Annotated in this window: 16 protein-coding genes; 9 read left to right on the top strand and 7 right to left on the bottom strand. The window is 49.6% G+C overall.

Going from position 1 to position 17,811, the window contains the following annotated elements; translation table 11 throughout:
- Positions 1-15: 15 nt before the first annotated feature.
- The 3 genes from Pan241w_RS20035 to Pan241w_RS20025 form a co-directional block, all read right to left on the bottom strand.
- Positions 16-621 carry a hypothetical protein gene (locus tag Pan241w_RS20035; protein ID WP_145219264.1) on the bottom strand — a complete coding sequence of 202 codons (606 nt, stop codon included), beginning with the start codon at positions 619-621 and terminating at the stop codon, positions 16-18.
- A gap of 332 nt (positions 622-953) precedes the next feature.
- Complete coding sequence (locus Pan241w_RS20030) at positions 954-1,283, bottom strand: hypothetical protein (RefSeq protein ID WP_145219263.1); 330 nt, start codon at positions 1,281-1,283, stop codon at positions 954-956.
- A 1,552-nt stretch (positions 1,284-2,835) separates the two neighbouring features.
- Positions 2,836-3,957, bottom strand: a complete 1,122-nt coding sequence (locus Pan241w_RS20025) for a DUF3500 domain-containing protein (protein ID WP_145219262.1) — start codon at positions 3,955-3,957, stop codon at positions 2,836-2,838.
- A 453-nt stretch (positions 3,958-4,410) separates the two neighbouring features.
- On the opposite strand from Pan241w_RS20025, the gene Pan241w_RS20020 reads away from it, so the two are divergent.
- The 6 genes from Pan241w_RS20020 (at position 4,411) to Pan241w_RS20000 (ending at position 7,626) form a co-directional block, all read left to right on the top strand.
- Positions 4,411-4,836, top strand: coding sequence for a hypothetical protein (locus tag Pan241w_RS20020; protein WP_145219261.1), 426 nt, complete (start codon positions 4,411-4,413; stop codon positions 4,834-4,836).
- Between the two features lie 122 nt (positions 4,837-4,958).
- A complete protein-coding gene (locus tag Pan241w_RS30085) occupies positions 4,959-5,186 on the top strand; it encodes a hypothetical protein (RefSeq protein ID WP_232107209.1) in 228 nt (75 codons plus the stop codon).
- Positions 5,187-5,194: 8 nt separating this feature from the next.
- Positions 5,195-5,707: a dioxygenase family protein gene (locus Pan241w_RS20015; RefSeq protein ID WP_232107208.1), complete on the top strand. Its 513-nt coding sequence runs from the start codon at positions 5,195-5,197 to the stop codon at positions 5,705-5,707.
- A 149-nt stretch (positions 5,708-5,856) separates the two neighbouring features.
- Entirely contained in the window at positions 5,857-6,324 is a 468-nt protein-coding gene (locus Pan241w_RS20010) for a DinB family protein (protein WP_145219260.1), read from the top strand.
- 102 nt (positions 6,325-6,426) lie between these two features.
- A complete protein-coding gene (locus Pan241w_RS20005; RefSeq protein ID WP_232107207.1) occupies positions 6,427-6,636 on the top strand; it encodes a hypothetical protein in 210 nt (69 codons plus the stop codon).
- A gap of 105 nt (positions 6,637-6,741) precedes the next feature.
- Complete coding sequence (locus tag Pan241w_RS20000; RefSeq protein ID WP_145219259.1) at positions 6,742-7,626, top strand: SDR family NAD(P)-dependent oxidoreductase; 885 nt, start codon at positions 6,742-6,744, stop codon at positions 7,624-7,626.
- Positions 7,627-7,639: 13 nt separating this feature from the next.
- On the opposite strand, the gene Pan241w_RS19995 is transcribed toward Pan241w_RS20000, so the two are convergent.
- Together Pan241w_RS19995 and Pan241w_RS19990 are read right to left on the bottom strand one after the other, a co-directional pair.
- Positions 7,640-8,065, bottom strand: a complete 426-nt coding sequence (locus Pan241w_RS19995) for a hypothetical protein (RefSeq protein ID WP_145219258.1) — start codon at positions 8,063-8,065, stop codon at positions 7,640-7,642.
- Between the two features lie 60 nt (positions 8,066-8,125).
- Complete coding sequence (locus Pan241w_RS19990; protein ID WP_315940498.1) at positions 8,126-9,028, bottom strand: DUF1559 domain-containing protein; 903 nt, start codon at positions 9,026-9,028, stop codon at positions 8,126-8,128.
- Between the two features lie 440 nt (positions 9,029-9,468).
- Between Pan241w_RS19990 and Pan241w_RS19985 the strand changes: the two genes are divergently transcribed.
- The 3 genes from Pan241w_RS19985 to Pan241w_RS19975 all read left to right on the top strand — a co-directional run bounded on the left by Pan241w_RS19985 (position 9,469) and on the right by Pan241w_RS19975 (position 14,255).
- Complete coding sequence (locus tag Pan241w_RS19985) at positions 9,469-10,164, top strand: GntR family transcriptional regulator (RefSeq protein WP_145219256.1); 696 nt, start codon at positions 9,469-9,471, stop codon at positions 10,162-10,164.
- 46 nt (positions 10,165-10,210) lie between these two features.
- Positions 10,211-12,874 (top strand): DUF1592 domain-containing protein, encoded by a 2,664-nt coding sequence (locus tag Pan241w_RS19980; protein WP_145219255.1) that lies wholly within the window; start codon positions 10,211-10,213, stop codon positions 12,872-12,874.
- 64 nt (positions 12,875-12,938) lie between these two features.
- Entirely contained in the window at positions 12,939-14,255 is a 1,317-nt protein-coding gene (locus Pan241w_RS19975; RefSeq protein WP_145219253.1) for a DUF1552 domain-containing protein, read from the top strand.
- A 60-nt stretch (positions 14,256-14,315) separates the two neighbouring features.
- Here Pan241w_RS19975 and Pan241w_RS19970 read toward each other — a convergent pair whose 3' ends face one another.
- Complete coding sequence (locus tag Pan241w_RS19970; protein ID WP_145219251.1) at positions 14,316-15,206, bottom strand: transglutaminase family protein; 891 nt, start codon at positions 15,204-15,206, stop codon at positions 14,316-14,318.
- A complete protein-coding gene (locus Pan241w_RS19965; protein WP_232107206.1) occupies positions 15,203-17,740 on the bottom strand; it encodes a circularly permuted type 2 ATP-grasp protein in 2,538 nt (845 codons plus the stop codon). Before Pan241w_RS19965 ends, Pan241w_RS19970 begins: the two co-directional genes overlap by 4 nt.
- Positions 17,741-17,811 lie beyond the last annotated feature (71 nt).

Raw genomic sequence — 17,811 nt, 5'->3', positions numbered from 1 at the left:
GAACAACGGCCGATCTTATGGTTCTTGTTTCTCAGATCGCAGCTTGTCCTTTGAATTTCCCTTGTCCGCTTCTTGAATCCTGATTTTGGCGAAGTCATCTCCGAGGAGAAAGTTTCTCATTTCTGTGATCTTCAGGACGTATTGCTTCTTTCCCACAACAAACTGGATCTGATCACCCTGCTTGACCGAAGTCCGTTTGTGTAGTACTGTACCATCGGCTGCGATGACCGTCAGCAAAACCTGGCCTTCGGTAATGTCTCCAAGCCGAAGCATCACCGTCCCGTCGGAGCCCGGCACCGCACGTTCTTCACGTTGAATGATCGTCATCTCGACCGAGTCGGAAGGTAATTTCAGCAGCAGCGGCGGCTCAGGAGTCTTGTTCGCTTGCCTGCCCGGATTCATTCGGGTCGGGTTGCCCTCATCGTGCCAGGTGCCGCGTGAAGAGCGACTCCAGCATTGCCCGGTCGCAGTATCCAGAACAAAAATGCGACCATCGAATGACGTGACGGCCTGATAACGCCCCACCTCGGCAGGGGGGGCCTCTTCCGCCGCCGCGCGATGCTCGCTGATAACCAGGGGGATTGTAACACAGACTAGCAGACGTAGTACATTCTTCATCATTGTCGTCTCCTGATTAGATGAGTCGAACGGGAACGAGGCCGAATCATTCCGGGAACATCTATTCCCGATGATGCCAGTGTGAGTTTGTGAAAGCAGAAATCAGAAGTCAAGAAAAAATGCTGATTGGTTAAAAGGTGTCAGGAACCTTAAAATAAGGTTCCTGACACCTTTTAACCAATCGAAGTACGCCATGGTGATGCGTAGCCCTTCGGTTTGCCTATGTGAATGAACCCCCAAACCCAGTACCGTAGTTCAATGCTGTCAGGAAATTTCAACAGCATGTTCTCTGGCGATTTTTGTTAGATTTGATTGGGCTCATTCTTAGTGGATATTTATTGATTCACAATACTCATCGCAATCAAGCCAAGTGTTCCGCCAAACAAAACCATGACAATAGTAACTAATATTGCTTGAATTCCACTCAACTCAATACGCCCTTTGGTTAATCGCAACCGAGCGAAGTCACGTTTTCCGCGAACCATCAAAAATACTGTCATGCCGCCAGACAAAATCAAAAGCACTGTAAGCGCGGCGAATCCCGGTTTCTTGTTCGAAAAAATCTGCAGAGCTACGAGTCCAAGTTCGAATGCCCACGACATAACCGTAACCATGTATCCAAACAATGATCGGGTTGAAACTTGCGGGTGATTAGGAGCCAACATCAAGCCTTCCGGAAAAAATACATCTGATGGTATTTTCTTTAGTTCGATCTGATCAGTTTAACAGATGGTACTTTGAATGCAAAAAATTGTCTCTCGTTTCCATCATGATTGCCTCGACTTTCTTAATTTGGTTTAAATTGTTGATCGGCCAGTCTCTTGTATTCCCTGCTCATCCCATCCGCTTCAAGATATTCATCTCAGCGTTTCAGTGGGGATCGGGTAGAATTTGTGTTCCTTGACCCACGGGTGGGAAAAACGTGAGCGAACGCTTTGCCGCTCAGGGTGGGGTTAGTTTTATTTTGTGAGGTTTTTTTCTGATGGGTGTGCTGGTTCTGGCGGGCAGCCACATAGGGCTGACCCTACTTTTTTTACTCGTGGTTGGATCTCATTTAACGGGCTGTTACCTGGCTGTCGGGTTTGTCCGATGTGAGTGTGAACTATTTTCTGCAGGGGTGCGGGGCAGTCAAGGGGGATACGTGAATTGTTTCCTGGAACGTCAATTGAACGTACTGCGAAGTTTTATGAAGTTCCTGGGAACGCTTAGGAAGTGTCTGCGAAAGCCATCGATAGCGGGGGTGTATCTGAGCAGCGGTTTTGAAAATCGGTCTGAAACCAGTGGGTTTAATAGTGTGCTTGTGGCACTGCTGCGGGATGTTTCAGTGAATCTGTTAGTGACTCTCACGCGCGCGACGTTATCTCCGCATCAGCATGTGGAACGGCAGGTCGGAGTCAAGTTCATTTTATGCAATGTTGCGGGGGACGGTGATGGGATCAACAGGTGGAGGTAGGGTGTGATTTCTTTTCACTGTTGGCAAGCCAACAGTGCCACCGAATGTGGGAGGAGGTTTGTGTTGTGGTTCGTTTTGTTTTCAGTCATTCGTCTGTTAGCAATTGACCGGCGGCTAGCGCCGTGCCGCTCAGGGTTGGTTTGTTTTTTTGTGTATGAGGTGTTTGGAAAATGGAGTGAGCTGACTGGTGAATTATCGGGGATTGGGATGCAGAACAGGCACCGTCGGACAAGCCGAGCGGTGGCACGCGAGGGCTTTTTTATGGGGGGATGAGATGTGATTTCTTTTCACTGTTGGTCGAGTCAACAGTGCCACCGAATGTGGGAGGCGGTTTGTGTTGTGGTTCGTTTTGTTTTTAGTCATTCGTCTGTTAGTAATTGACCGGCGGCTAGCGCCGACCCGCTCAGGGTTGGTTTGTTTATTTTATGTATGAGGTGTTTGGAAAATGGAGTGAGCCGACTGGTGAATTATCGGGGATTGGGATGCAGAACAGGCACCGTCGGACAACCCGAGCGGTGGCACACGGGGGCTTTGTTATGGGGATGAGATGTGATAGCTCTTCACTGTTGGGCAAGCCAACAGTGCCGCCGAATGTGGGAGGCGGTTTGTGTTGTGGTTCGTTTTTTTTTCAGTCATTCGTCTGTTAGCAATTGACCGGCGGCTAGCGCCGTGCCGCTCACGTTTTGGATGCGCATGCAAACAGGGAGAACGGCGGGCGCTCTCCCTGTTTGGGAAAATTGGATTGTCAAATCATGTGATCTGGTTTACTTCTGATGATGATTTTTGAAATGCTCTTTGAGCAGATCACGGCCGAAATCGCCGTCGAATTCGCGCCAGACGGCATGCACATGATTGGCGTCGTTCTGTGTGTTCGCAAACTCGATCAGGAAGACTTTGGATTGAATTCGGTAGTAATGGAATTCGCCCCGTTTCTGGCCGCCGCTCCAGGCAAAGTAGAGATGGTCACCGTCTCTGAGGTTCCCCAGATAGCGTGTCCCTTTGAGAAGCTCCGGTCGGAAACGCTGCAGATAGACATTCACCAGACGCAGCAGTTGTTTCTGCTGTTTGGGATCCAGGTCGGCATATTCAATGCCTTTGTGTTCCACCAGTCCCTTGTCGACGACGGGATCGTCGGTTGTCAGGACTTCTTTGAGTACGCTTTTGGCCAACAGTTTTTTATCCAGTCCGGATGTGTCGATCGTGGCAATCGCCAGCTGATCGGGGTTGAACGATTTGACCAGGTTCAGTGCCAGCTGCTGTTCCTGCTTGAGAACTTCGACTCCCTTCAGCGGGCCCTGTTTGACGGTCGCCGGGTTGGAGCCGAAAAAGGAAGGAGTGACTGAAAATTTCTTGCCGTCCACGATGGTCAAATTGACCGAGAGGTGATGTCCTTCGAATCGCCAACCCCAGGTTCCTTTGGCGTCGGGTTTTCCGAAGATCGAGACATAATACAGTTCGGGGTTGCGATAGTCTTTGCCTTCCAGCTCGAACAGGACCTGTTCCAGAGCCCGGATCGACATCATTTCCAGATAGCCCCGGTGTGACAACGCGGTGGAAGGCAGTGTGACTGCAAAGATGCGTTGTTGGGGAGTCATCTTGGTCATTGGCAGACCATTGCGGACAGCTGCGGGTTTGATGGCGAAGTCGGGGATGAAATGCCAGTTCGTGCGTTCTTTATCGTCCAGTTTAAATGTAGCCTGCTTGCGTTGTTCTTCGGTCAGTGATGCGAGGAAGCGTTTGGCAACCGCCGCCATTTCACCGCTGGCTTTCGAGATTTGTGCCTGTTGTGCTTTGGTGACTTCGGCAGCATCCAAGGGGCTGCTGGACAGGTTGAAACAGAAGCAGGCCATCAGGGCCAGAGCAGTACAGGGAGAAAAGATCTTCAAGGTGCAGGTCCTCACTAAAAGATGATAAACAGGGTAGGCTAAAAGATCGCGCGGATCATATTTAAAAGCGGATCTTTATCTCTAATATGCGTTTGTGGTACCTATCTTATCAAATGTAAAACAACAGGAGTAGTTAACCGGGAACTTTACAGAAGCAGGAATATGAAATGTTTTTCACCACTTTTCCAGATTCTTCGCAATATTTCCGTTTCGATTTCGAATTACATTACAGGTTTTAATGCGGTCAAGTTAAAACAGCATAACGACTTATTTTTTCAATTTCAGAAAGGGGAGGAATTTTAAGCAAAAATCGGGAACGTTCCCTGTCTTAGAAATGTCAAACAGAGTCAAGTAACCAGTAAGGTAAGAAGGTTGATTCTTTTCAGCCTTTCCATCGTATCCAACATTTCAAATGATCGCTTTCGCAGGCATCGAAAGTGGGAGATCGCTTCAATGAAAGATCTGCTTACGACCACTTCATCCGTTATTGTGATTATATTTTGTTGCTCGGTGTTGTTTCTCGCAGACGATGCAGAAAAAGGCCTGCAGGAACAAGATTTAGAAATGATCACAGCCCGTAACGGCGAAGAGTTTCTCAAGGCACCCCATCCTTTGGCCAAGACCACTCTATTTCATCGGGTACAATCTGTCAGACTGGAAAATGGAGTTTTGATGTTTGTCACTCTAGAACAGGATCGGGTTAAGGAACATTTTTTTGTAGTTCGAGACAAAAATGTCATCTTAGTCAAACAGGATGCGGGAGACATGCCTTCTAATTCCATCAAGTTTTATGATGATGGGCGTAGCAGAATCGAGGTGACCATTCCCAACACATTTGAGCTTGATCCGATGCAGGACTTGCTTTCCTGCAGGAACTGAGGTTAATCAAATCATCGCGTTACGAAAAATTCATCTTTCGACGAAACCTGTTTCCGTTCTGTGTGTTTCATGTTAGAATGCTTTACCGGTAAACTTTGATTCTAATAGCGACCAGAGGACATATGATGAATTTTCAATTACCAGATTGGGATCGACGGGATTTTTTGAAATGGTCTTCTTTCAGTGTGGCGGCGTTTACCACGCCGGGACTTATGGCTGAAGAATTGACGCGGACGCCTGCGATGACGGAAGGTCCGTTCTATCCAGACAAAATGCCACTGGATACCGATAACGATTTGCTGGTCATTAATGACTCGATCACGCCCGCCGTGGGAGAAATCCTCATCTGACCGGCAAAGTGCTGGATGCCAAAGGACAACCGCTCAGAAATGCGTTCGTCGAAATCTGGCAGGTGGACAGCAAAGCTTCCTATATTCATACGCGTGGCGAAAACAAAGATGGCCGGGACGGAAACTTTCAAGGCTATGGCCGTTTTCTGACCGATTCCAAAGGGCAGTATTACTTCCGCACCATTAAACCGGTTCCCTATCGGGCTGGTCGCGGGTTTCGTACGCCGCACATTCATGTCGCCGTCAGCAAAAACGGAAAACGCATTCTGACGACACAGTTATTAATTAACGGTCATGAACTCAACTCGGAAGATGGCGTTTATCGCCAGATCAGAGAGCCCGAACTGCGCAAATCGATTCTGGTCGATTTCAAACCGTTACCTCAATCCAAGCTCGGCGAACTGGCTGCCAACTTTGATATCGTTTTGGGCAAAACTGCGGAAGAGAACGAAGATGGAACCATCAAGGGGGGCATCGGAAAGTCTCAGCTTAGTCGCCGTCCTCCTCGTCGTCGTAATTGAGAATTGTCTCTTCCGTGACTCAACAGATTGAAAGATCCACGTGGTTGAACATCGGCGACCTGGAGACGATAATAAAGGCGTCTCTACGAACGTGGAATTCGTTTCTCGTTCGGTTCAAACCTTTTTTTCAAACTGAATTTGAGTGACTTATGGATATCGCACAACGGATTGAAGAGTATCTTGCCGGGCCAGAAGCATTACGCCAGTCGATTGCCGGCATGACGGCTGCGGAAATAGACGCGGCTCCCGTACCGGGCAAATGGTCGACGCGGCAGGTCATCTGTCATATTGCAGATTTCGAACCGGTGTATGCCGATCGGATGAAGTGGATCATTGCGGAAGAGAATCCCCCATTACCAGAAGGTGATCCGAATCTGTTCGCGGAACGGCTGGCGTACGAGCATCGGGATATTGAAGAGGAACTGCAACTGATTACTGCCGTGCGTCGGCATACCGCTCGAATCCTGAAAACACTCAGTCCGGATCAGTTTCAGCGGTCGGGTCTTCATTCTCGTGATGGCAAATTGACCATTGCTGACTTGCTGGATCGGATTACCAATCATATTCCACATCATATTCAGCTGATCCAGGAAAAACGGGAAGCCTTAAAAGGATAAACAATTCTTGATGTTTCCCGAAAACCGTGATCGGATTTGAATCCACGGGAGATCTGCTATGATGGGGCGAGACATCTTCTTTGTCCTTGAAAGGAATGGTTAATGATGACAAACCTTGGGTTGGAATCCAGCGTGGTCGAGTGGGTCATGGAGTATCCCCAAGTTCAGGGCGTTCTGGAATCATTGGGAATTGATCAGTCTTGCCAGGGAAAATCTCTTGAATTTGTGTGTCAGCAAATGGGGCTGGAGCCTCATTTTGTTCTAAAACAGCTGCACGAGGTCATCGGTGATGATTCAACCGTGAACGAGTGATCTCAGTTTGCTCAGAACCCCTGAAGAAACTCTTTACCCTTTTCGCCGTATCTCATACACTCCTCGCTCGGGCATGGAATTTGGACAGAGGAGTCAGAGTGAGCGATGCAGAGTTTATGTGGGAAAAGAGCACTCGTAACGGGGGCTGCAGCTGGGATTGGCCGAGAAATCTCGCTTCAATTAGCGGCGGAAGGCGTTGATCTCTTTCTGCTTGACATTGATGAGAGTGGGCTTGCTGATACCGTGGAAACCGCATCTCTGCTGGGTTCTCAGGTTTTCTCTCAGTATTGTGATTTGTCTGAGCCGCAGCAGATCACCAATGCAGTGCAAGCTGTACTCGATGAGTGGGGTTATATTGACATCTTAGTCAATAATGCTGGTGTCGCGTTTTACGGCCCCACACATACGATGACTGCCGCACAGTGGGACTGGTTGCTGGCGATTAATTTACTCGCACCGATTCAGATGACGCGCGAACTACTGCCTACACTAATCAATCGGCCCGAAGCTCACATTGTGAATGTATCCAGCATCTGCGGGCTCGTTTCCGGATCTCGGTTCAGCGCCTATCAAGTCAGTAAATTCGGTTTGCTCGGGTTCAGTGAAGCCCTGCGAGCGGAATACAGTCGGCAGGGACTGGGTGTTTCGACGATCTGCCCCGGTCCTGTAACGACGAGATTATTTGAAACGGCTCCCTGTGGACGCGCAGATAAAAAAACACCCGTGCCTCCGCGTTGGCTCTGTAGTACACCCGAAGTCGTCGCACTAAAAACGATCAAAGCCATCTACCAGGATAAAGGACTGTGTCTGGTTGGGTGGTTCGCCTATCTCTTGTATTACGTGAAACGATTGGCTCCCTGGGCACTGGATCTGGCACATCGATTCGGACGCCATAAAAGAATGAAAAAGAAAGCAGAACAGCTTAAGCAGGGGCCCGTGTTGCAGACGGCAGAAAAGCGTGCCACAGACTCTCAGTCGAATGCCGCTTAGCATCGCGAGTGGACTACGGTTTGCTTGTTAATTCAAAGTCATGAACATGATCTCCGTCTTGCGTGACCATGACTTTCAAGATGCTTTTTCGATTGTATTTCTCCGGAATGACATTCTGAAACTCCTCTTCGAATGCATCACCAACGCTGCTCTGGACTTTCTTTCCAGTCGATTGGCTGGAATCAATTTCGACCCGGTATTCCCCTGCCAGTGCTCCGTCGCTGGAATCAATCAGATACTTTCCGTCTGTAATCGTAGTTCCTACTGATGTACCTGGTCCTACCGGGATCAAGGTAATTGCCCCAGAGGAGAGCATCTCTCCCTCCAGTTTGACAGTACCATTAATTTCCAGTCCTTGAACATGGTCGCCCGATCCACAACCAGTTGAAAGGGGCGAGAGGACGAATAGCGAGAGGTAAATCAGCTTATAGGGCATCATGATACCATTCCTCATCTGCGAAAATGAAATAGAATTGAGCCAGTACATTATCAGGTTCGTTTAGTATTCTCCGATCACTTCGCCACCGGCCATACTGCTCAGGCTTTGCCAGGTTGTGAGGTCGATATTATTTGAGACAAATCGAACCGAGCCATCACACAACAGAGTATGCACGCCACCGGTGTGCATGCTGCGCGCTGCAACACTGCGATTGCCGGGGGTGGCTTCCGCAACACATGGCAACCGGCCAGCCTCGTTAACGCATCGGGTAACTAGATCGGGAGAGGAAGAGTTGGGGCTGACGCGCGTCATTAACGGATACGCGTCTGGCTCATCGTTCCAGATCCAGGCACGCAGGTCCCAGGCGGTTGTCGCAGGTTTTAGCATTTCCATCATAGCCAGTGTATTACTGGTTCCGTCTGTAATATCACGAAACTTGGCACCAAAAATATTATTGAAGGGAGACGCAACGCCCTGATTTGCAAAAGTATTGCGGCCCCAGTTCAGGCCATAGTTTCCTCGAATACTTTCACCGGCCATATAGAATTGGAAAGGAAAAATCGCTTCCCTGTCGCTGGGACATTGCCACGTTGGAATGGGAATGATGCGGGCCGGGTCGTTTGAGGTCAGGTGCCAACTGTCATTGTGATTATAGAGGTTGTAAATGTTGGCCTGATCAATGAACGGCAACAGGAAGAGGCAGAAGGGGGTTCGCTTCGTACTTGAAGTACCGGGAATTTTGACCCGGTAAAGCATTCCCGGGGGAAATCGCGTGTGTGCATCATGGTAATTGTGTAACGCCAGACCCAATTGCTTCAGGTTGTTTTTGCAACTGGATCTGCGAGCCGCTTCACGTGCTTGTTGTACTGCGGGTAGCAATAACGCAATCAGAATGGCAATGATGGCGATCACGACCAGTAATTCAATCAGAGTAAATCCGCGTTTTTGAGTTCGGATCATCATTTGAGCGCTCCTCAAGAAAGAAATTAATGAATTGAAAGGACAGCAAAGAAAGAATATTCCGTCGACAGATTGAACATCTGACGCCACTGTTCTGGGAGATAGCTTGCTAATTATTATGCATAATATATAATGCATAATGTTTAATGTCAATAAGGCGAGATTTAATTCATGATTCTTGTCAGGGTGCGTCTTTCGAACGAGGAATGTAAATGTCTGTTATATAGAAGGATACGGTAATTAAATATGGTGGATTGGTGTTTAAGTAGCGACAGAAGTAGGGAGGGTTTGGTAATCACAGGTTTTAGGTTTTCTACTCTGACCATCTACATTGGCGTTGAGTGGTCAAAATGATGTATTATGCATAATGTGTAATTGGAGGGCCAATTGAAATGAATCTCATCTTTCGTTTCTCAGACATCTCAAATTGAGGAGTTTTAACAATGAATCCGCCGGCATCACTCACCGCGCATCGGTTAAATGTAGGCTCACTTCGATTCGATATCTTCAGTCAGATTCTGCTCTCCATTTTTACAGGGGAGTATCAGGCGGGAACGCGTTTGAAAGTGCAGCATCTGGCAAAACAATATGGAGTGAGTAGTACGCCAGTCCGGGAAGCCATCGTTGAATTAACGGGGATTGGCGTGGTCGAATTGATTCCGAACCGCGGTGCCGTGGTTGCGCCGTTTGGGATTCCCGAGATTCGAGAAATCTATCACGTCCGTCGAATCCTGGAAGTGGAAGCCGTACGCTGCGCCTGTGATTGCATTGATTTGCACGAGATTGAACAACTCCTGAAAGACACAAAAGCATTACAACAGGCAAGCCGCGATGAAAACTGGGGCGTTCGCTGTTCCGATTTGGATAAAAGAACGCACATCGCCATTGCGAATGCAGCCGGGAATACACGGTTGAAAGCAGAATTGGATCGCTATGATCGCCTGATGCATATCATTCGAGTTCTGGTGAATGACTGGGAGCCCTTTCTGGACCAAATTCATTCGGAACACATTGATGTCCTGGAAGCAATCATTCGCCGGGATAAAGATGCGGCAGGCGAGGCCATGTCACGTCATCTAAAAGCAACCTGTGAACGTGCCATTGAAGGCGTGTTTCTACACGGACTTCCTGAGGCATAAGAAGCTTCGAACCAATTCAAACTCGGAGAGAGTTATTCCAGGTCTTATGAAAGCCATTACAATGATGATCATTCGCGTGTCTCTTCAGCAAGCGTTGCAATTCAATCAAATCGGGAGAATTGTCATCTGGTTGGGCATCACACTGATCGTATTTTCCCCGAGTGGATTTGCAGCAGACACTGTCAGTCCAACGTCGGGTGAAGTTGTTCATCAGCTGATCCTGAAGTCTTGCGTTGACTGTCACAATGACGAGACGACGGAAGGCGGACTCAATCTGGAACGGGTTGACTGGAAGCTGGAAAACCCTCACCTACGTCGCCGCTGGGTACAGATCCATGATCGTGTTGCTGCAGGAGAAATGCCCCCCGAGGCGAGTGAACTCCCGCCAGTAGAACGCCAGGCTCTGGTGAATCAACTCTCAAAGGCAATCCTTAAAGCAGACATACAGGATGTCCGCGCAGCAGGACGGGGCCCTATACGACGGCTGACACGTCATGAATTTGAACAAAACCTGCGCGACCTGCTTAAGTTGCCGCATCTTGATATCAAAGACATGCTGCCCGCGGATCGGGAGCAGCACCATTGTAATAAAGTCGCTGAGGTCCTCGATATCTCCCGCATTCAGATGGAAGCATATCTTAATGCTACGGAAGCGGCACTGCGTCAGGCGGTTGTTTCAGGGCTCAAGCCACGGGAACCGGAACACCATCGGTTGCCTGCCACACGCATGTTTCTGACTGCGCAGACATTCGGCGAACGTGAGGCGATGTTTTACGCGAAGCATTCGCAAATGGTTCCATTGACCGGTGCTGATCTGGCACGCATCCGTAAAGAAAATAAACACGACCCGGAAATGGAACTGGCTATCTTTCGGTCGGCTTCCTGGCCTTATTATGGATATCCGGATGTATTCAAAGCGGTCGAACCAGGTACGTACCACCTCCGTTTTTCCGCTCGTGCGGTTCGGCAATTACCCGATTTCAGTCTCAGGCCGGCCCGAAATTCCATTTCCATGAATTTTCGGGCACGCAAGCGATCCGGTGCCGATGTTTCAGGTGATGTCCGTGCCACTCGCGACATTCTAGATATTCAACCACAGGTTGCTGAATACGAAACGACCATTAGGCTCAAACAGAATGAAACGTTCGAGTACAGTCTGCTCGGGCTGCCCGTTCCCCGTGCCATCAATCCGCCGAATGCACCTCTGTATTATGACTTTCCACCAATGCCAGAAGGGGGGCATCCGGGAATCGCGTTTCAATGGCTGGAAGTGACCGGTCCCATTGACTCGGAAGAATGGCCTCCCCCTTCGCACAAACAACTTTTTGACAACCTTCCGATTCGGAAGGCAAGTCAAGGTTCATTGGCTGTTGAACTGGTTTCCACTCATCCGAAACAGGATGCGGTTCGACTCCTCAAGCGTTTCGTTCATCTTGCACAGCGTCAGCCGACGCCTGAGGATGTTATCAAAATATATGAGCGACTTGTATTAAGTGAACTCAACCAGGGAGCGCCTCTGGCCGAAGCGCTTCTGACAGGATATAGCGCGTTTCTGTGCTCCGGACCGTTTTTATATCTCCCGGAACCTCAGTCAGAGTCTCTCGACAGACATTATGCCATCGCTTCACGGTTGTCGCATTTTCTGGGAAATACGCGTCCGGATGCCAAATTGATGGCACATGCCGTACAAGGAGAGCTATTGGATCCGGGTATCTTGCAGAAAGAAACTCAGCGATTGCTCAATTCCGTTACCAATGAAAACTTTGTGACGAATTTTACGGATTACTGGTTGTCTTTAAAAGAGATCCGCCGCGATGAGCCCGATGTGCGACTTTATCCGGAGTACCGCTTTGATGATTATCTGATTGAATCGATGGCAGCGGAAACGCGTACGTTTTTTAAAGACATGATTCGCAATAATCAGCCCGTTACAGCACTCGTGAATTCAGATTATGTTTTCATCAATGATCGACTTGCGCGTCACTACGATCTGGAACCGATCAGCGGATCAAAATTAAGACGGATCTCTTTGCCAGCCTCAAGCCCTTACGGTGGTCTGCTCACACAAGCAGCGATGATGAAAGTCACGGCCAACGGGACTACGACGTCACCGGTGTTACGTGGTGCCTGGATTATGGAACGCATCATGGGTGACCCGCCTCCACCACCGCCCGCCTCAGTTCCCGCTGTTGAACCTGATATCCGCGGAGCTTCCACGATTCGCGAACAGTTGGCCCGACATACAAAAGACCCGGTTTGTGCCGCCTGTCATGCCCGTTTCGATCCGGTTGGATTCGCACTGGAGAATTTCGATATTATGGGGGCCTGGCGTCAGCGCTATCGTAGCTTAGGCAGTGGTGAAAAAGTAACGGGCATCGATCGTGCCGGGCATGCATTTGCTTATCGTGTAGCCGGACCCATTGATGCCAGTGGGCAGCTCAGAGACGGACGGAAATTTCGGGATATTCAGGAACTCAAACAGATTCTCATGGCCGATCCCCGACAGCTTGCACGAAATTTGATCCAACAGTTAACAGTCTACGCAACCGGCACGCCAGTCCGGTTTTCGGATCGACCAGCCATTGAAGCCATTCTCGATCAATGCAGCGCGAATGGATATCGTACGCGTGACCTCCTGCTGGCGCTGATTCAAAGCCCGATTTTCCTCGGCAGTGATCTACGATCAGATGTGACGCAAAATTCCGAATAACGCTTTCGAAACCACAAGCATACTTGAAACTCGATGCAGCATTCTTAACGACAAGAAAAGTATTATGACTTCCAGAACGAATTGCTCGAAGACTGCAAAAATGATGTCCCGCCGCCGTTTTCTGCGTGGCGCTGGAGTCACGTTGGCTCTACCGCTGTTGGAGTGCAGTGCGAAACAGATCGATGCCTCACTCACGGGAAAGTCGCAACCCGGTCGAATGCTGTTGATCTCTAATAATCTAGGAGTCTTGCCGAAGCCATTTTTCCCGAAGACCACGGGCGCCAATTACCAGCTCTCGCCCTACCTGCAGGAACTTAAGGAATATTCTCAGGATTTCACTGTCTTTAGCGGCTTGTCTCATCCCGCCTGCGAAGGAGGGCACTCGACAGAAAACTGTTTCCTCACCGGAGCCAAACATCCCACGAGTAGTGGATTTCGCAATACGGTCTCGCTCGATCAATATGCCGCAGAGCATCTGGGGCGACAGACCCGTTTCAGTACGCTGAATCTTGGTGTGAATATTGATAAAGCAAACCGCAGCCTGTCATGGACCAGAGACGGCGTCTTGTTACCAGCGGAAGACAGCCCGTCCCGCCTCTTTCAAAAGATGTTTATCCAGGGGAGTGATGCAAAGGTCAAACAGCGTCTGCATCAGCTCAAGCGGCGTGGCAGTATTCTGGATGCCGTTTCAGAATCGACACAAAAATTCAGCAAGAATCTGGGACGCAATGATCGGGCGCGACTCGATCAATATTTCACATCGATTCGCGAACTGGAACAGAGACTGGTCACTGCCGGTGAGTGGGAACAAAGTCCCAAGCCGAAAACTGATCAGGAACCACCGAAAGACATTGTAGACCGCGCTCTACTTTTCGAAAAATTCGAACAGATGCTGACAATGGCGACATTGGCGCTGCAATCGGATTCCACGCGCATCGTTACATTAATGGTGGATGCTTTTGCAACGCCCGTCTTTCAGTTGAAGGGGGGCGAGAAAAGTTCTACTGCTTACCACCCGCTGAGCCATCATGGCATGCGTGCCGACCACTTGGCCCAACTGGAAAAAGCGGATCGCCGTCAGATGAAGCTGTTAAAGCAGTTTTTGCAAACACTTGCGAGCGTGCAAGGCGAATTCGGTCGGCTGCTGGACAGTACGATGGTCTTGTATGGCAGTAATATGGGGGACGCGAATACGCATGACAATACGAACCTGCCGATTCTGTTGGCCGGCGGTGGTTTTCGACATGGTCAGCATCTTGCCTTCAACCGCGACAACAACGCACCCCTGTGCAATTTGTATGTGAGCATGTTGCAACAGCTGGGTATCGAGACCGATCAGTTTGGGTCAGGACATACCGCACTGACAGGACTCAAAGCTTAAAGTAACTCTCATCGGCATGCACTCCCGGGAGTCTGCGTTCAAACAGGATGACTCCCGTTTTTATGTGGGAGAAACTTCTTCGGGAGCGACGTCTACAGAAACGTTCATGCGATGTTCGCCACCTCCGACAATCGTTCCCTGGATCGGACAGACGTCGTAATAATCTCGCCCCCAGGCGACTGTAACATGGTCAGTTGAGGCGGGGACATTATTTGTCGGGTCGAGATCAATCCAGCCTGCTTTTTCGCCACAGTATACCGAGAGCCACGCGTGTGAGGCATCGGCTCCTACAAGACGCGGTTTGCCCGGTGGCGGTTCCGTTCTTAGATAGCCGCTCACATATCGTGCCGCCAGACCCAGTGAACGCAGGCAGCCGATCTGAAAATGGGCAAAGTCCTGGCAGACACCATGGCGTTGTTCAAAAACTTCATTGATTTCGGTATGCACGGTTGTCGCACGCGGATCATATTTAAAATCTTGATGAATGCGTGCTGTCAGATCTGTCACCGCCGCTAAGATCGGGCGATCCTTCTCGAATGAAACTTTCGCATAATCCAGTAGCTCGGGAAACAGCTTCACACCCGCAGAATTAAAAACAAACTGATACGCGTCGAGTGTTTCCGGGGATCGGTCTTTTTCCAGTTGAGTAACGACAGCCTCCCACGCGGGTGTTTCATGTTCTGAGATTTTGGGGACGGGAGAAACCACAACATGACTCGTCGCCGTCACGGTCAGCCCCAGATGCGGTTGATCGATCGAAAAGTATGAGACATCGTTACCGAAGTAATCTTTACGGTTCGTAATACTGAAGGGATCAGGATGAATCAGCAGCTTGAATTCATGGCACTTTTGATGCGGCAATTCTCGCGGAGCCAGATGCACCAGGTTATGGCAGACCGGCACCGCCTGGGAATAGGCATATTTTGTAGTGTGTGTGATTTTATATTTCATTGCGGGCTGATGTCTGAGAGTTGGTGAGAAGGAACAGCATGCACGAGATACCGGTGTGAAATCGCCTCCGAAAGTTTGGGTAACTGAAACTCCCAGGTTTCAATCAGACGTTCGAGTGGTTCATAGTCACCCAGACTATGTGCTTCTGCTGCCTCCTGGATATCTAACATTCGAACCGAATGCAGTAACGTCATGGCCAGTCTTTGTTCTGCCGTATAACCCGGTTGTTCGTGATTGCGTGGCAGTCGTTCCACATGTTTGGAAAGCTGCATGAATTGGAATACCAGAGAACGCGGGTTTGTTTCATCTGTTAATAAAAGATCAAGGACCGCTGCTAATTGCAGGTTGGCCAGATAGCGCGAGCGGTAGGTCATTAGACTGTCAGCAACTTCCAGCACGGTTTCGAATATCGGTCCTTGTGCTTCCGGCATCGGGATAAAGCAGTTCTTGACGAGGCTGATAATTTGAAAAGACCGTTCTACCCGGCGGCCTAGTTCGAGAAATCGAAACGCCTGGGTCCGAGTCATACTTTCCATGATAATACCACTGAATGCGGAGAGCTCGGTAATCAGATCGTCGGTTTTCGTCAAGACATCTGCCAGGTTGGTAACGCCGAATCGTTCCGGAAGAAACCCTTTGTCAATGCGACGGATAATCCGCCACGTATCAAGCGAAATTCGGTCTCGTACGATTGATCCCAGTCGGAAAAGTTCACCAATCACAGAACGCAACGACGCGGATTGTGTTTTGTCAAATACGGAAGTTGGTAAGACATGTTCAATCGGCGGCATCTGGTTGCGCATTTTATCAATGGCATAACCTGGTTCGATTTGACCTTGATCGGCCAGACACCGCAATAGTACTGGCAATTCAACATCGCTCGTAAAGCGGGTTTCGCCACTCATCCGATTGACGGCGGCACGCAGCAATCGTGCCAGTGCTTCTGCCCGTTCCAGGTGGCGTCCTAACCAGAAGATATTGTCCGCTGCACGACTGGGGAGTTCGGAACCACTGCGACGTAGTTTGATCGTGCGTCCCTGTTCTTTCAGCAGCGTTACATGTTCGACCGGACTGTCTGATAATACCCAGGCGTCTTTACTGCCTTCTCCTTTACGAATCGAAACTTCCAGTGGATCAAGGGCAGAAGAGGTTCGTGCCAGTGCGCCTCGCATAACTGTATAAGAGTCGCCGCTGGCAACTGCATACGCACGCAGAGCCAGATGAGCTGGCTGGATTTTTCCGCGCCAGACTGGCACACTGGATCGCATCACTTTTTCCTGTGCGGCAAATTGTTTTGGGTTTGCCTTGATTAATTCCGTCAACTTTTTCGGAGACATCTGGTTCAATGACTCCAGTGAGGGAGTGTCCTTTCCACGGATGCGAAATGCGGGTTGAATAATCAGTTTCTCGAGGTTCTTGAGCACATAATTCAATTGATCCGGCAGGCCGCACCACCACGAGGCCACGCCGGGTATCAACAGGTCTTTTCCCAAAAGTGATTGTGACAGGCGTGGCATAAAGGCCATGAAGGCAGCGGATTCAAGTAAGCCGCTGCCTAGTGCATTCGCGATTCCGACTTGTCCTGACCGTGCCGCCTGGGTGAGTCCGGCGACACCCAAACTGGAAGACGCATCCAGTTCCAGTGCGTCGCAATCACTGCTGTTTTGTCGTCTGAAAATGACGTCTACCGGAATCAGACCGCCGAGCGTTTTCAGCATCACTTGATTTTTACGGACAGCCAGGTCTCCCCCTTCCACAAGTGTGTAACCCAGATAGCGTGCCAGATAAGCATCCTCAAAGTAATTGGGGCTCGTTGGTCCATGACTCAACAGTACGACCCGCGGGTTTTCTTGTCTTTGGGGGGCCAAGTTATGCAGCGTTTCCTGCGCGGCGATAAAAAATGGTGCCAGTCGTTCAACATGGTATTGTTGAAACAGATCCGGAAACATGCGCGAAGTCAGAATGCGATTTTCCAAAGCGAAACCGATGCCTGATGCTGCTTCTGTTCGATCTGCCAGAACCCACCACTCACCGTTGGGAGCACGTGCCAGATCAGCCGCATAAAAATGTAGAAAGCGGTCGTTTGGCAGATCTTCTCGCTGGTAGGCGCGCAGAAATCCAGGATGAGAGAAAACCAGTTCCGGCGGTAAAACTCCCTCCTTCAATAAGGATTGTTTGCCATACAGGTCTTTCAGGATCAGGTTCAGTAACTGGGCACGTTGTTCCAGAGCCGTTGAAACTTGATTCCATTCATCAGCGGAAATCAGAAAGGGAATCGCATCCAGTTCCCACGGACGTGGTTTATCTTCCGGGGTGACATAGCCACTATAGGCAAAATCATTGGCTTGTACCGTGCGTTGTGCCTGCTGCCAGCGATGTTCGAACTCGTCACGACCAATTTTAACAACGGCATCAAGAAATAATTTCGAATGCGGACGCGGCTGAGTGGCATCCATCATGAATTCGTCGAAGACACCTCCGGGGGGAGCGTAGCCTTGGAATATATTGTTCACGGAAAGTGGATGTGTCGACACGTTCACTCTTGTTCCTAAAGAAAAGTATGTAGATCAACCAGTCGCTTTACGACATCTGATTTGATGGGGAA

Origin of the sequence: Gimesia alba, assembly GCF_007744675.1 — a bacterium.
Taxonomy (GTDB): Bacteria; Planctomycetota; Planctomycetia; order Planctomycetales; family Planctomycetaceae; genus Gimesia; species Gimesia alba.
Note: the sequence above shows the minus strand (reverse complement) of the source record. Positions and strands in the feature narration are given on the sequence as shown.

What these genes read in the sequence shown, in the direction of transcription:
- Pan241w_RS20035 (WP_145219264.1), bottom strand. Translation starts at nt 621, where the DNA reads ATGATGAAGAATGTACTACGTCTGCTAGTCTGTGTTACAATCCCCCTG.
- Pan241w_RS20030 (WP_145219263.1), bottom strand. Translation starts at nt 1,283, where the DNA reads ATGTTGGCTCCTAATCACCCGCAAGTTTCAACCCGATCATTGTTTGGA.
- Pan241w_RS20020 (WP_145219261.1), top strand. Translation starts at nt 4,411, where the DNA reads ATGAAAGATCTGCTTACGACCACTTCATCCGTTATTGTGATTATATTT.
- Pan241w_RS30085 (WP_232107209.1), top strand. Translation starts at nt 4,959, where the DNA reads ATGATGAATTTTCAATTACCAGATTGGGATCGACGGGATTTTTTGAAA.
- Pan241w_RS20010 (WP_145219260.1), top strand. Translation starts at nt 5,857, where the DNA reads ATGGATATCGCACAACGGATTGAAGAGTATCTTGCCGGGCCAGAAGCA.
- Pan241w_RS20005 (WP_232107207.1), top strand. Translation starts at nt 6,427, where the DNA reads ATGATGACAAACCTTGGGTTGGAATCCAGCGTGGTCGAGTGGGTCATG.
- Pan241w_RS20000 (WP_145219259.1), top strand. Translation starts at nt 6,742, where the DNA reads ATGCAGAGTTTATGTGGGAAAAGAGCACTCGTAACGGGGGCTGCAGCT.
- Pan241w_RS19995 (WP_145219258.1), bottom strand. Translation starts at nt 8,065, where the DNA reads ATGATGCCCTATAAGCTGATTTACCTCTCGCTATTCGTCCTCTCGCCC.
- Pan241w_RS19990 (WP_315940498.1), bottom strand. Translation starts at nt 9,028, where the DNA reads ATGATGATCCGAACTCAAAAACGCGGATTTACTCTGATTGAATTACTG.
- Pan241w_RS19985 (WP_145219256.1), top strand. Translation starts at nt 9,469, where the DNA reads ATGAATCCGCCGGCATCACTCACCGCGCATCGGTTAAATGTAGGCTCA.
- Pan241w_RS19980 (WP_145219255.1), top strand. Translation starts at nt 10,211, where the DNA reads ATGAAAGCCATTACAATGATGATCATTCGCGTGTCTCTTCAGCAAGCG.
- Pan241w_RS19975 (WP_145219253.1), top strand. Translation starts at nt 12,939, where the DNA reads ATGACTTCCAGAACGAATTGCTCGAAGACTGCAAAAATGATGTCCCGC.
- Pan241w_RS19970 (WP_145219251.1), bottom strand. Translation starts at nt 15,206, where the DNA reads ATGAAATATAAAATCACACACACTACAAAATATGCCTATTCCCAGGCG.